The sequence below is a fragment of the Billgrantia sp. NRB1 genome, from assembly GCF_056921725.1.
In genome coordinates this window covers 2,699,169-2,712,082 of the sequence record NZ_CM167783.1, presented here as the reverse complement: position 1 = coordinate 2,712,082, position 12,914 = coordinate 2,699,169, and the positions used below count along the sequence as shown (strand labels likewise).

10 protein-coding genes are annotated in these 12,914 nt (G+C 66.6%); 8 read left to right on the top strand and 2 right to left on the bottom strand.

All coding sequences use genetic code 11. From position 1 onward, the window contains the following. Nucleotides 1–87 precede the first annotated feature (87 nt). A complete protein-coding gene (locus tag ACZIYR_RS12305; RefSeq protein ID WP_483526880.1) occupies nucleotides 88–1,533 on the top strand; it encodes a xanthine/uracil/vitamin C permease in 1,446 nt (481 codons plus the stop codon). Between the two features lie 56 nt (nucleotides 1,534–1,589). On the opposite strand, the gene ACZIYR_RS12300 is transcribed toward ACZIYR_RS12305, so the two are convergent. Beyond that, nucleotides 1,590–2,360: a glycerophosphodiester phosphodiesterase family protein gene (locus ACZIYR_RS12300; RefSeq protein ID WP_483526879.1), complete on the bottom strand. Its 771-nt coding sequence runs from the start codon at nucleotides 2,358–2,360 to the stop codon at nucleotides 1,590–1,592. A gap of 175 nt (nucleotides 2,361–2,535) precedes the next feature. Here ACZIYR_RS12300 and ACZIYR_RS12295 point away from each other — a divergent pair, with 175 nt between their 5' ends. Together ACZIYR_RS12295 and ACZIYR_RS12290 are read left to right on the top strand one after the other, a co-directional pair. Next, nucleotides 2,536–3,096 carry a hypothetical protein gene (locus tag ACZIYR_RS12295; protein ID WP_483526878.1) on the top strand — a complete coding sequence of 187 codons (561 nt, stop codon included), beginning with the start codon at nucleotides 2,536–2,538 and terminating at the stop codon, nucleotides 3,094–3,096. A gap of 90 nt (nucleotides 3,097–3,186) precedes the next feature. Beyond that, entirely contained in the window at nucleotides 3,187–4,164 is a 978-nt protein-coding gene (locus ACZIYR_RS12290; protein ID WP_483526877.1) for an NADPH:quinone reductase, read from the top strand. A gap of 381 nt (nucleotides 4,165–4,545) precedes the next feature. Here the strand turns inward: ACZIYR_RS12290 and ACZIYR_RS12285 are convergent, their stop codons facing one another. After that, on the bottom strand, nucleotides 4,546–5,472 hold the full coding sequence (locus tag ACZIYR_RS12285; protein ID WP_483526876.1) for a MurR/RpiR family transcriptional regulator: 927 nt from the start codon (nucleotides 5,470–5,472) through the stop codon (nucleotides 4,546–4,548). A gap of 306 nt (nucleotides 5,473–5,778) precedes the next feature. Here ACZIYR_RS12285 and ACZIYR_RS12280 point away from each other — a divergent pair, with 306 nt between their 5' ends. From ACZIYR_RS12280 to ACZIYR_RS12260, 5 genes are all read left to right on the top strand, one after another. Continuing rightward, the gene (locus ACZIYR_RS12280) at nucleotides 5,779–6,573 is read left to right on the top strand and encodes an enoyl-CoA hydratase/isomerase family protein (protein WP_473034041.1); all 795 of its coding nucleotides are present in this window, start codon (nucleotides 5,779–5,781) and stop codon (nucleotides 6,571–6,573) included. A gap of 87 nt (nucleotides 6,574–6,660) precedes the next feature. Continuing rightward, entirely contained in the window at nucleotides 6,661–8,850 is a 2,190-nt protein-coding gene (locus ACZIYR_RS12275; RefSeq protein WP_483526875.1) for an acetate--CoA ligase family protein, read from the top strand. Continuing rightward, nucleotides 8,847–9,665 (top strand): enoyl-CoA hydratase-related protein, encoded by an 819-nt coding sequence (locus tag ACZIYR_RS12270; protein WP_473034039.1) that lies wholly within the window; start codon nucleotides 8,847–8,849, stop codon nucleotides 9,663–9,665. The genes ACZIYR_RS12275 and ACZIYR_RS12270 overlap by 4 nt, the downstream gene beginning before the upstream one ends. Nucleotides 9,666–10,023: 358 nt before the next feature. Continuing rightward, nucleotides 10,024–11,937: an SLC13 family permease gene (locus ACZIYR_RS12265; protein ID WP_483526874.1), complete on the top strand. Its 1,914-nt coding sequence runs from the start codon at nucleotides 10,024–10,026 to the stop codon at nucleotides 11,935–11,937. 310 nt (nucleotides 11,938–12,247) lie between these two features. Continuing rightward, nucleotides 12,248–12,766: an Hcp family type VI secretion system effector gene (locus tag ACZIYR_RS12260; RefSeq protein WP_473034038.1), complete on the top strand. Its 519-nt coding sequence runs from the start codon at nucleotides 12,248–12,250 to the stop codon at nucleotides 12,764–12,766. Nucleotides 12,767–12,914 lie beyond the last annotated feature (148 nt).

Here is a 12,914-nt window from a genome sequence, read left to right as displayed (position 1 = left end):
CCGCGTACAACCTCTTCTCGACTATCCCCAACAACAACAACAGACCAAGGATCGCCCATGAATAAACAGAACCGCTGAGGTATCGACGTGCTGCTCAAACGTGACTATGGCCAGGAACAACCCTACTGGCCGCTGGGACCCTTCAAAGTTCGCCTTCCCTTCATCCACTTCCCCTGGGCTATCCCGGAGACCATCCAGGCCCTGGTGATGTTCGTCATCTCACTCGGGATGATTCCGCTACTGGAACAGTATCTGGGCCTGCCCTACGAGGTGGCACTGGCCTTCGTGGTGGTCTGCGGTATCGGCTTCATTCTGCCGCCGCTGCTGGGCATTCCCTTCATCGCTGGCTGGATCACGCCGGCGATTCCGGTCGTCCTGCTGTTCATCGGTGACTTTGAGCCTGGCCCCGAGGCACTCAAGGCGATGGTCGCACTGCAGCTGATGGTGTCGGCGATCTTTTTATTTATGGCGGTGACACGCCTGGGCACCAAGCTGGTCAACAACGTGCCGGCGTCGATCAAGGCGGGGATTCTGCTGGGGGCGGGTATCGCCGCCATCAGCGGTGAGATCGTCGAGGGCGGCCGACTCTACAATACGCCGATCTCGCTGGGCATCGGCGGTTTGATCACCCTCTATGTGCTGTTCTCGCTCTCCTTCCGCGACCTGGCCGAGAAGTATCGCTGGGCGCGCAATATCGTCGCCTTTGGCATGGTACCGGGCATGCTGATCACCATGGCCATCGGCTGGGGCGTCGGCGAATACCCGCTGCCTGAGGTCGAGTGGGGCATCGCGGTTCCCGATTTTGCCGGCATCTGGGCCTACCTGCCGTTCAATATCGGGGCGCCGGGTATCGAGCTGATGGTGGCGGCGATTCCCACGGCGATCATCGCCTACATCATCGCCTTCGGCGATATCGTCGTCGGTCAGACGCTGCTCAAGCGGGTCGATCACCTGCGCCCCGACGAGAAGATCGAGGTGGACGTCGACCGTGTTCACCTGATCACCGGCCTGCGCAACCTGATGCACTCGCTGCTGGCGCCCTATCCGGGGCTGGCCGGGCCGCTGTTCACCGGCGCGATGGCCACCGTCACCGAGCGCTACCGCTATGGCCGCAAGGCGATGGAGACCATCTACTCCGGCACTGCTGTGTTCTGGATTGTGGGCTTCCTGGCATTGTTCCTGCTGCCGCTGGTGACGGCCTTCCGCCCGGTGCTGCCGGTCGCGCTCTCCATCACCCTGCTGATCACCGGCTATCTGTGCATCGCGGTGGCAGTGGAGCAGATCAAGAACGCCACCGCCATGGGCGTGGCGGGCATCATGGGCGTGGTGCTGGCCACTCACGGCGCCGCCTGGGGCCTGGGCATCGGCCTGATCCTCTACTTCCTGATCGAGCATCGCGCCCGCGGCGCCCGTGAGCTCGAGGAGCAGGAGCCGATTCAGGTCGAGGACGACATGGTGGTGGAGAAGACACCGGAAGACGAAGAGGCTGCCCTTAGCGGCGACGAGGGGCTCGCGCCGCAGCCGCGTACCTGAATAGCCGCACCCTTCGGCACCATGGCGGGCCGCTCCCTTGGGGGCGGCCCGTTTTGCTATGGGGGGCTCGCGTCGACAGGCAGGTGGCCGACGAAGCGCTCGGGGTCGTCGGTGATCACGCTTTTGACCCCCCAGCCCCAGCGGGGGGCGAAGGCGGTGGGGTCGTTGGCGGTGTAGCAGACCAGCCGGTACGCGGCGGAGATCTCCCGCGCCCGGCGCTCCCCGAGCCGCTTCCAGTCGCAGTGGACGCTGAAGGGCTGCAGCGCCTCGCAGCGCCGACGCCAGTCGCGGGGAACGCCCTCGAAGAGCACGCCCAGGGCGAGGCGTTCGGCAGGGGCGAGCGCCCGGGCGTGGCCGAGGGCGTCGTCGTTGAATGAGGAGAGGATCACCCGCTCCGGCGGCAGCGCCTCCAGCAGCAAGGGCACGGCGCACTCCACCAGCGCCGCGGCGCTGCGGCCCTTGTTGACCTTGAGCTCGAGGTTCAGGCCCATCTCCAGTGCCTCGATCAACGTCAGCATCTCCCGCAGGGTGGCCATGCGCTCGCCGCAGAACGTATCGCCGAACCAGGCGCCGACATCGAGCCGGCGAGCGCTGGGGAGATCCAGATCGACCAGCTTGCCGCCGCTGTCCGAGCAGCGCCTGAGCGTGGCGTCGTGCCAGATCACCGGGGTGCCGTCGCCGAGCAGCTGGACATCGAGTTCCACCCAGTGGCAGCCGGCCCGCTGGGCGGCACGCACGGCGGCCAGGGTGTTCTCCGGGGCGTGGGCGGACAGGCCGCGATGGGCGATCAGGCGGGGCAGGGCGATAGCGGGGTGGGGGCTGGACATAGGCAACTCGTGTCGCGAGGATGGTGAAAGCGTCGGTCACGGCGTCGGGCCCGCGCTGGCAGCAGTTCGGCAGGCCGAGGCGTCAGCATAGCGACTCCGGCGCGCCGTGACACGGGCGCAAGAGGGAGAGGGTATGCTAGTCTTGCGCGTTTTCGATCATGTGACGAGGCAAGCAATGAGGGTGACGACCCCGGAACACGGCGAGCAGCGCGACGCCTGGCTGGCACGGCTGTGTGCCGATATCTATGGCAGGGAAGCCGGGCTCGCCCCGCTGGTCACCTTCAGCGGGACCCGGCAGGTGCTCTTCGCCCAGGAGGCGGCGCGGCTCTGGGCGCTGGTGGATAACCAGGGGCGCCCCGGGGCGCTGGCCCTGCTGGTCCTCGACGAATCCGGCAAGGGGATGAACCTGTGGCTGAGCGCCTCGCCCGGCGGCGATCGCGAGAGCCTGCGGCGCCTGGTTCGCGAGCTGGCGCTCAAGGCGCCGCTGCGGGTGGAGGCCACGGATCAGCAGGCGGAGGACTTCTACCGTCGCTGCGGCATCACCCGCTGGTTTGCCGCCCCCGGCGGACGTCGGCTCGGCCTGGCCGAGGGGCATCCGGCGCAGGCTGCCGGCGAGCTTGCCGAGCCGATGCACTTCGACGAGGCGGCCATCCTGCGCCGCTTCAAGCATGATGCGCGCTTCTTCGAGGACGAGAAAGAGGGCTTCGTGAGGGCTCTGGCAGCCTTTCCCGGCTGAGACGCGCGGTGGGCGAGCCTAACGCCCTTGACCGCAGGGGCAAAGGGCGGTTGGATAGCGCGACACTCCTCATGACAAGGACTCGACGATATGGCCAAGCGCATCCAGTTTGCCCGCACCGGTGGCTCGGAGGTTCTCGAACTCGTCGAGGTGACGCCAACGTCACCCGGCCCCGGTGAGGTTCGCGTTAATAACCGCGCGGTGGGGCTCAACTTCATCGATATCTATTTTCGTACCGGCCTCTACCCGGCGCCGTCGCTGCCCTCCGGGCTCGGCACCGAAGGGGCCGGGGTCGTGGATGCCGTGGGGGAAGGGGTCACCCACCTCCAGGTCGGCGATTGTGTCGCCTATGCCCAGGGGCCGCTGGGCGCCTATGCCGAGCAGCATACCCTGCCCGCCGACAAGGTGGTGACGCTGCCTGAGGCCATCGACTTCGAGACCGCCGCCGGCTGCATGCTCAAGGGCCTCACGGTGCAGTACCTGATGCGCCAGACCTTCGAGCTGAAGGGCGGCGAGACCATCCTCTGGCACGCCGCGGCCGGCGGCGTCGGCTCCATCGCCTGCCAGTGGGCCAGGGCCCTGGGGGTGAAGCTGATCGGTACCGTCAGCTCCCCGGAGAAGGCGGCGCTGGCCCAGTCCAACGGCGCCTGGGCGACCATCGACTACACCAAGGAAGACGTGGTGGAGCGGGTGCGCGAGCTCACCGATGGCGCCATGTGCGATGTGGTCTACGACTCGGTGGGCAAGGATACCTGGGAGACCTCGCTGGACTGCCTCAAGCCGCGCTCGCTGATGGTTAGCTTCGGCAACGCCTCTGGGGCGGTGGAGGGCGTCAACATCGGCATCCTCAACCAGAAGGGCTCGCTGTTCGTCACCCGCCCGAGCCTCAACGGCTATGCCGACACCCGCGAGCGCCTGGAGTGGATGGCCGGCGAGCTGTTCGAGATGCTCGAAAGCGGCAAGCTCAAGGTGGATATCGCCAATCGCTTCCCCCTGAGCGAGGCCGGCAAGGCCCAGGACGCCCTGCAGGGCCGCCAGACCACCGGCTCGACCGTTCTGCTGCCCTAAGCCCTTCGGGCAGGAGCGAGGGACGAGGGGCGAGGGGCGAGGTAAGAGGGGCGCAGCTTTCGATTCTTCGCACTTTAGCGTGAATATGTTTGGCCGATTTTATGGTGGGAGGCCGGCTCTGCCGGGCGAAGGCGCCGCAGGCGCCCCATGGGTAGCGCTGCGCGCTACTTCGCGAGCTGAAGCTCCCTCCCACAGAGCCTGTTCACGCCAGTCTGCGAAGAGCCTCGCCCCTCGCCCCTCGCACCTCGCCCCTCGCACCTCGCACCTCGCACCTCGCACCTCACCTCTCACCCCTCGCCCCTCGCCCCTCGCCCCTCGCACCTCGCACCTCGCTCCTCGCACCTCGCTCCTCGCACCTTGTCGCCCCTCGCCCCTCACTCCTCACGAATTCTCCACATAGGCGCCCATCTGGCGCATCCGCGACTCAAAACTCGCCACGTTGTCCACCAGCTCGTCGGGGCCGAAGGCCACGCACTCCGCCAGCAGCACCTCGATCAGGGTGATCGCCGAGAGGATCGACGGGAAGAAGTGCGGCGTGGCGTTGGCCACGGTGAAGGTGATGGTGGAACCGGGCACCAGCGGCGAGCGCAGGGTATCGGTCACCACGATGGGGCTGAGGCCGCTGGCCCGGGCGATCTCCAGCGCCCGCATGGTCTCGGCGCAGTAGGGCTCGAAGCCGAAGGCCACCACCACGTCCCCCTCGCCGAAGGTGGAGAGCTCGGTCAAAAGCCCCCCCTCCTGGCCGCGGATCAGCTGGATATTGGGCATGGCGATGCGCCCCACATAGGCGAAGTGGTAAGCGCAGGCGAAGGTGTCGCGAAACCCCACCACGGCAATCTTGTTGGCGCTTAGCAGCAGCTTGGCGGCATCGCGGACCCGTTTCTGGTTGTCGGCGGTGAAAAGGCGCCCGATGTTGTCGAAGGCCGCATCGCCCACGTCGAGAAACACCTGGTCGTCGGTCTGGCTGGCCAGGGTGCGTAGCTGGCTGGCGCGGCCGGAGAGCTCCACTGGGCCCGCCTGTACCGCCGACTGGAACACCTCGCGGAACTGCTCATAGCTCTCGAAACCCAGCCGCTTGGCCAAGCGCACCAGGGTGGAGGCGGTGACCTGGGCGGCGGCGGCCGACTTGCGAATCGACTGAAAGGCGATCTCGACAGGATGCTCCAGCACGTAGCCGGCGGCGAGCTTCAGCTGAGGGCTGAGTTCGGGATAGGCCTCGGCCAGCTGCTGATTGACGGCATCCAGCCCCGCGGGGGGCAGCGAATCGTCGCTGGGGGTGTCGTCACGGCGCGGTTGGTCGTCCAGCACGGCGCTCTCCTGAAGGCTGTCGCGTCGCCACCTCGGTGGCGCGGTGTCGTAAGGCGGCGCCATTGTAACGCATGCCACCGCATTATGAATGACACAATCGTTTCTCATGTTCCATTATTTCGACACGGCCGTGTTGACGGCGCTGTCGCGCTTGGCTAGGATGCGCCTCAGAACAAGCGTGTCGTAAGTTTGAAGATAACGATACGTTTGTTTCCTGGTGGGGAATGCCTCCCGGGGCGTTATAGCGCCTGCCCTGGCCGTTTCCCTTCGACTTCGCGAGTGTTTGAGAGAGTGTCCGAACCGTCCATGAGCCAAGCCAGTCCCGAAACCCTGATCATCGCCCGCCACGGCCCGGTGATGGAGATTCGCTTCAACCGTCCGCAGCGTCTCAATGCGGTGGTGGAAACCCTGTATACCGACCTGCTGTCGGCACTGGCCGACGCCGAGGCGGATGTCGACGTGCGGGCGGTGATCCTCACCGGAGAGGGGCGCGCCTTCTGCGTCGGCGCGGACATGAAGGAGCATGGCGGCGCCAAGCGCACCCTGTTCCAGCGTCGTCAGTACCTGCAGCTGGGCAACGATGTCTGCGAGGCCATCCTGCGGCACAAGAAACCGGTCATCGCCGCGGTGAACGGCTACGCCCTAGGGGCCGGCGCCGAGATGGCGGTCGCCTGCGACTTTATCGTGATGGCCGATGAGGCCCAGATCGGCTTCCCCGAGACCAGCATCGGCACCTGTGTGGGAGGCGGTGTCTCCAAGCTGCTGCCGCAGCTGGTGGGGCTCAACAAGGCCCGCGAACTGCTCTTCACCGGGCGTCGGATCGACGGCGAGGAAGCGGCGCGTATCGGCCTTGCCGCCTCCAGCTGGCCGGCGGAGTCGCTCATGCCCGAGGCGCATCGGCTGGCGGAGACGCTGAGCAAGCAGGCGCCAGTCTCCATCGCCATGCTCAAGCGACTGGTCAATCAGGGCAGCGACACCGGGCTCGAGAGCCAGTTGCAGCAGGAGCTGGATGCGGTGTTCACCTGTTCGACCACCGCCGACTGGCAGGAAGGCGTCGATGCCTTCGCCGAGAAGCGTTCGCCCCGTTTCCGGGGCGAGTGATCCCGACCCCTAGACGATACCCGCCCGGCCACGGCTGGGCCTTTGACCCCCCTTTCAACGACCCCAGAGGTCAAGGTCAGTTAGCACATGAATCCCATCGAAGGACATCTCCCCACCCGCAGCCCGCTCCACGACATCCTGGCACCCGGCGGCATCGCCGTGATCGGCGCCTCGGCCGATCCCACCAAGCGGGGCTACAAGGCCATGGTCGGGCTGATCAAGGACGGCTATCGGGGCGACATCTATCCGGTCAACCCCAAGGCCGACATGATTCTCGGGGTCAAGGCGTGGCCCTCGGTCACCGCCATTCCCGGCAACCCGGCGCTGGCGCTGATCTGCACCCCGGCGGCCACGGTGCCCGGGCTGATCGCCGAGTGTGGTCGGCGCGGGATCAAGGGGGCGGTGATTCTGGCGAGCGGCTTCGCCGAGGTGGGCGATGAGGGGGCTGCGCTTGAGCGCGAGATGCTGGAGAAGGCCCGCGCCCACGGCGTGCGCCTGATCGGCCCCAATACCTCGGGCCTCTTTAATCTTCACCATCGGGTCAACCTGCTGGCCCTGGACAACGTCAAGCCCGGCGGCGTGGGCATCATCTCCCAGTCCGGCAACATGCTGCTGTCGCTGGCACTCGAGGCCCAGCACAACGGCAACGTGGGCTTCTCCACCTACGTGGGGCCCGGGAACCAGAGCGACATCGGCTTCAACGACTACCTGCGCTACCTCGGCGAGGACGAGAACACCCGGGTGGCGACGCTCTACGTGGAGGGCTTCCGCGACGGGCGCAAGTTCCTCGACGTAGCCCGCGAGGTGACCGCCATGAAACCGGTGGTGGTCTACAAGTCCGGCTCCACCGAGGCGGGCCAGAAGGCGGCGAGCTCCCACACCGGGGCGCTGGCCGGCAGCTACGCCATGACCGTGGACCTGCTCAAGCAGTCCGGCGTCAGCGTGGTGCAGCACTCCGACGAGATCCTGCCGGTGGCCGAGGGGCTTGGTCTCTTGCAGAAGGCTCGCGGCAAGCGGGTGGCGGTGATCTCCGACGGCGGCGGCCAGGCCACCATCGCCTCCGACCGCCTGACCGAGGCGGGCCTCGAGCTCGCCGAGCTCTCCGAGGCGACCCGTCAGAAGCTGCGCGATGTGCTCTTCCCCCAGGCCTCCACCGTCAACCCGGTGGACGTGGCCGGCTCCACCGACGCCAATCCGTCGCTGCTGGCCACCTGCATGGAGATCGTCGCCGCCGACGACAACGTCGACAGCGTCTTCCTGGTGGGCATGTTCGGCGGCTACAGCATCCGCTTCGCCGAGTCGCTGCTGGGTGACGAGATGCGCGGCGCCGAGGCGATGGTGGACCTCTCCAAGGCGACCACCAAGCCGCTGGTGGTCTACAGCCTCTATACCCCCATCAAGCCGCCGGCGCTGCGCCGCCTGCACGAGGCGGGGCTACCCATCTACGCCTCCATCGAGCATGCGGTACGGGTACTCTCGGCCCTGGGCGAGCGCGGCCAGTATCTGGCCCAGGAGGAGCGCCAGAGCCGCGAACGCAGCGTCGAGCCGCAGCCCGAGCTCTCCACCATGTTCCAGCAGGCTCAGCGCGAGGGCCGCGACCTCTTCGAGTACGAGGCCAAGCGGCTGCTGCGCGACCACGGCATCGAGGTGCCCCTGGAGCTTGTGGTGAGAAGTGAGACGGAGCTGGCGGAGGCCGCGGCTCGGTTCGGCGAGACGCCACTGGCCATGAAGGTGGTCTCCAAGGATATTCTGCACAAGTCCGACGCTGGCGGCGTCAAGCTCAACGTGGTGGGTGAGGCCGCCATGCGCCAGGCCCGCCAGGCGATTCTCGAGTCCTGCCGGGCGTATGATGCCAGCGCCGAGATCGAAGGGGTGCTGGTCACGCCCATGGCCAAGAAGGGCGTCGAGGTGATCCTCGGGGTGATCCGCGATCCCATCTTCGGTCCGGTGCTGATGTTCGGGCTCGGTGGCATCTTTGTCGAGATCCTCGAGGACGTGGCCTTCCGCGCCATTCCGCTGTCGCGACGCGACGCCGAAGATATGGTGGAGCAGATCAAGGCGAAGAAGATTCTCGGCGGCGTGCGCGGCGAGAAGGCGGTGGACAAGGCCGCACTGGTGGACCTGCTGCTCAAGGTATCGCGCATCGTCGAGGCCTACCCGGCGCTCTCCGAGCTCGATCTCAATCCGGTGATCGTCAACGCCGACGGCTATGCGGTGGTGGACGCTCGGGTTATCGTGGGACGTGACGCCTCATCCGACAAGGAAGCCCTCTCATGAGCCAGACAGCGACCCAACCGAGCCTTCCCCAGCTCACCGACGCCCGCCTCTCCCTGGAGGGGCGGGTGGCAACGCTGACCCTGGACCGCCACGACGTGCGCAACGCCCTGACCGGCACCGCCCTGGTCGATGACATCGTCACCGTGGCCCAGTGGGTCAACGCCTGCGAGGCCGTCTCGGTGCTGGTGATCACCGGCGAGGGCAGCGCCTTCTCCGCCGGTGGCAACGTCAAGGACATGGCCAACCGCGGCGGCGACTTCGCCGGCGACGTGGCCGAGGTCTCGGCGCGCTACCGGCGCGGCATCCAGCGCATCCCGCTGGCGCTGGCCGAGGTGGAGGTGCCGATCATCGCCGCGGTCAACGGCCCGGCCATCGGCGCCGGCTTCGACCTGGCCAACATGGCCGATATCCGCATCGCTTCCCGGAAGGCCAAGTTCGGCGAGACCTTCCTCAACCTGGGGATCATCCCCGGCGACGGCGGCGCCTGGTTCATGCAGCGCCTGATCGGCTACCAGCGCGCCTTCGAGCTGACCTTGAGCGGCCGGGTGATCGACGCCGAGGAGGCGAAGGCGTACGGCATCGTGCTGGAAGTGACCGAGCCCGAGGCGCTGATGGAGACCGTGGGCGAGCTCGCCGCCCGCATCGCCGCCCAGCCGCCCAAGGCGACGCGCCTCACCAAGCGGCTGATGAAGATGGCCCAGCGCACCGAGCTCAAGGACTTCCTGGATCTCTGCGCGGTCTTCCAGGGCATGTGCCACAACGAGCCCGAGCACCTGGAGGCGGTCAGCGCCATGCTGGAGAAGATGGCGAAATAGCGGCTTTTGATCGGTTCATCGCACTTTAGCGTGAACATGTTTGGCAGGTTTGATGGTGGGAGGCCGCGGTTCGACGTCTCGGCTCTGCCGGCGGTGCGACGCTTCGACGAAGGCGCCGCAGGCGCCCCATGGGTAGCGCTGCGCGCTACTTCGCGAGCTGAAGTCGAAGCGTCGAACCGTCCCTCCCACACAGATCTCGTTCACGCCAGTCTGCGAAGAGTCTTTTTATCGCGGCTTTGTATCAGGCACCAAGGCGCCCGGCTTCCGCCGGGCGTCGTCGTTCGGGAAGAAAAGACTTGTCGACGAGCGGCCCGGCTGGCGATGCTGAAGGCATCCATTCATACAGGGACGTGACTCCATGGCCGACAGCACCCTGGTCTTCATCGTGCTCGGGCTGACCCTTGCCGCCTTCGTCTGGGGGCGCTTTCGCTACGATCTGGTGGCGCTGGCCGCGCTGTTGGGCTCGGTGATGCTGGGGCTGGTGCCGGGGGAGGAGGCCTTCCTGGGCTTCGGGCATCCGGCGGTGATCACCGTGGCGGCGGTGCTGGTGCTCAGCCGCGGCTTCGAGCGCTCCGGGGTGGTGGACGTCATCGCCGAGCAGGTGCTCAAGGTGGGGGACCGGCTCTTCCTGCAGCTGGCCGCGCTGACCGGCACCGTGGTGGTGCTATCCGGTTTCATGAACAACGTCGGCGCGCTGGCGCTGCTGCTGCCGGTGGCCATGCGCCTGGCCCGGGAGCACGACGCCTCCCCCTCGGTCCTGCTGATGCCGCTGGCCTTCGGCTCGCTGCTGGGGGGGCTGACCACCCTGATCGGTACCCCGCCCAATATCATCATCGCCAGCTACCGCGGCTCGGTGACCGGCGAGAATTTCGGCATGTTCTCCTTTACGCCGGTCGGGGTCGCGGTGGCCCTGGCGGGGCTCGCCTTTATCCTGCTGATCGGCTGGCGCCTGGTCCCCCAGCGCGCCGGCAAGGCCTCCACGGAGGCGATGTTCGATACCGCCAACTACCTGGTGGAGCTGCGGGTCGGCGAGGAGTCCAAGGCCAAGGGCCTGACCCTGCGCGAGCTGCAGCGGGAACTCGAGGAGACCATCCCGGTGCTGGCGGTGGTGCGCGACGACAAGCGCCGCGCCGGCCATACCTTCTTCGGCACCCTCCAGGAGGGTGACATCCTGCTGATGGAGGCGGGCCCCGAGGAGATGAAGCTGCTGGAGGGCAAGGCAGGCCTGCGCCTGGGCAAGGAGGCCGACGACGAGGAGCAGGAGGCCAAGGATAAGAAGACCGAGGATGAGGCGAAGAGGAGCGAGAAGGCCGTGCATCAGCCGCCCAGTGAGCGCCTGGTGGCGGAGAAAGCCCAGAGCAGGGGGGAGAAGGACAAGAAAGACAAGGAAGACAGGAAGAGCGGCGTGGACACCGAAGGGCTCCAGCTGGCGGAGGCGGTGGTGCGCAACGACTCCATGATGGTCAACCGCACCGTCACTCAGCTGCGCCTGCACAACCAGTTCGGGCTGCATCTGGTGGCGGTGGCTCGGGACGGCGGCCGCCTCAAGCAGCGCCTGCGCGAGATCCGCTTTCGCCCCGGCGATGTGCTGCTGCTGCAGGGGGGAGAGAGTGAGCTTACCGAGAGCTTCGCTCTGCTGGGCTGCCTGCCGCTCGCCAGCCGAAACCTGACCCTGGGCCAGCCGCGCATGCTGCTGGCGTCTCTGGGCATCTTCGCCGCGGCCATTCTCGCCATCATGTTGGGGCTGCTGCCGGCGGCGGTGGCGCTTTCCAGCGCGGCCCTGCTGGCGCTGCTGGTGGGGGTATTGCCCCTGCGCGAGGGCTATCAGGCCATCGACGGGCCGGTGATCGTGCTGCTGGGGGCCATGATTCCGGTGGGCCAGGCGCTGGAGACCAGCGGCGGCGCGGCGCTGATCGCCGAGGCGATGCTTGCGTGGGGGAGCGAGTGGCCGGTGATAGCGACCCTGGTGGGACTCTTCGTGCTCTCCATGGTGCTTTCCAATATCGTCAACAATGCCGCGGCGGCGCTGCTGATGGCGCCCATTGCGGCAAGCCTGGCACGCGGCTTCGATGCCTCCCTGGATCCCTTCCTGATGGTGGTGGCGGTGAGTGCCTCCTGCGCCTTCCTGACCCCCATCGGACATCAATCCAACACGCTGGTGATGGGCCCCGGCGGCTACCGATTCGGCGACTACTGGAAGCTCGGACTGCCGCTCTCCCTGGTGGTACTGGCAGTGGCCATTCCCATGATCCTGCTGGTCTGGCCGTTGTGACGCCTGGCCTGGGCCAACGACCTGGCGGCCTCCGTGCGCGAACTATGGCGGGCCGGCAAGCCCCGGGTGGGTCTTCGTAACTCTGATAACATTTATTAACTCTGTAGCAACAAATCGCCGGGCCATTTCTTGCCCGCAGGCAAGAAATGACCCGATTTTCAGGCAATGTATTGCCTGGAAGAAGGCCTGTGAGCACGGAGGGTTTTCGTAGGTATTTGATTATTTTGTATTTTACTGATATTGGCATGGTCCCTGCCCCTTGTTGGGTGTCCACAGGACACTCTCTTTCATACCGTCAAGGAGCAGACTCATGCCGACACCTTGCTATATCAGCATCCACGGTCAGACCCAGGGCCATATCACTGCGGGCGCCTTCACCCCGGACTCCGTGGGCAATATCTACGTGGAAGGCCACGAAGATGAGATGCTGGTGCAGGAGTTCAAGCACATCGTCACCGTGCCCACCGACCCGCAGTCCGGCCAGCCTTCCGGCCAGCGTGCCCACAAGCCGTTCATCTTCACCGTGGCCCTCAACAAGGCCGTGCCGCTGCTCTACAACGCCCTGGCCTCCGGCGAGATGCTGCCGAATGTCGAGCTGAGGTGGTACCGCACCTCCGTGGAGGGCCGTCAGGAGCACTTCTTCACCACCACCCTGACCGACGCCACCATCGTCGACATCAACCTGCACATGCCCCATGCCCAGGACCTGACCAAGGCTGAGTTCACGCAGCTGATGGATGTTTCCCTGGCCTACCGCAAGATCGACTGGGAGCACACCGTGGCGGGTACCTCCGGGTCCGACGACTGGCGCGCCCCGCTGGAATCATAAGCGCCCAGATGGCCGCCTGTGGGCGGCCATCGTCTTGGCCGTTGACGCCAGGGCGCCTCGCCGCGCCCTGGCATCAGCGGCTCGAGTGACCCCATTGGACACGCCGCGTCCACATCGCGCGGCAACCGTACCGACTTCCAGGAGGGAA

Bases quoted from the DNA above. Each gene is read 5' to 3' on its own strand.
- ACZIYR_RS12295 (WP_483526878.1), top strand. From the start codon at position 2,536: ATGAGGGTGACGACCCCGGAACACGGCGAGCAGCGCGACGCCTGGCTG.
- ACZIYR_RS12280 (WP_473034041.1), top strand. From the start codon at position 5,779: ATGAGCCAAGCCAGTCCCGAAACCCTGATCATCGCCCGCCACGGCCCG.
- ACZIYR_RS12300 (WP_483526879.1), bottom strand. From the start codon at position 2,360: ATGTCCAGCCCCCACCCCGCTATCGCCCTGCCCCGCCTGATCGCCCAT.
- ACZIYR_RS12270 (WP_473034039.1), top strand. From the start codon at position 8,847: ATGAGCCAGACAGCGACCCAACCGAGCCTTCCCCAGCTCACCGACGCC.
- ACZIYR_RS12265 (WP_483526874.1), top strand. From the start codon at position 10,024: ATGGCCGACAGCACCCTGGTCTTCATCGTGCTCGGGCTGACCCTTGCC.
- ACZIYR_RS12290 (WP_483526877.1), top strand. From the start codon at position 3,187: ATGGCCAAGCGCATCCAGTTTGCCCGCACCGGTGGCTCGGAGGTTCTC.
- ACZIYR_RS12275 (WP_483526875.1), top strand. From the start codon at position 6,661: ATGAATCCCATCGAAGGACATCTCCCCACCCGCAGCCCGCTCCACGAC.
- ACZIYR_RS12260 (WP_473034038.1), top strand. From the start codon at position 12,248: ATGCCGACACCTTGCTATATCAGCATCCACGGTCAGACCCAGGGCCAT.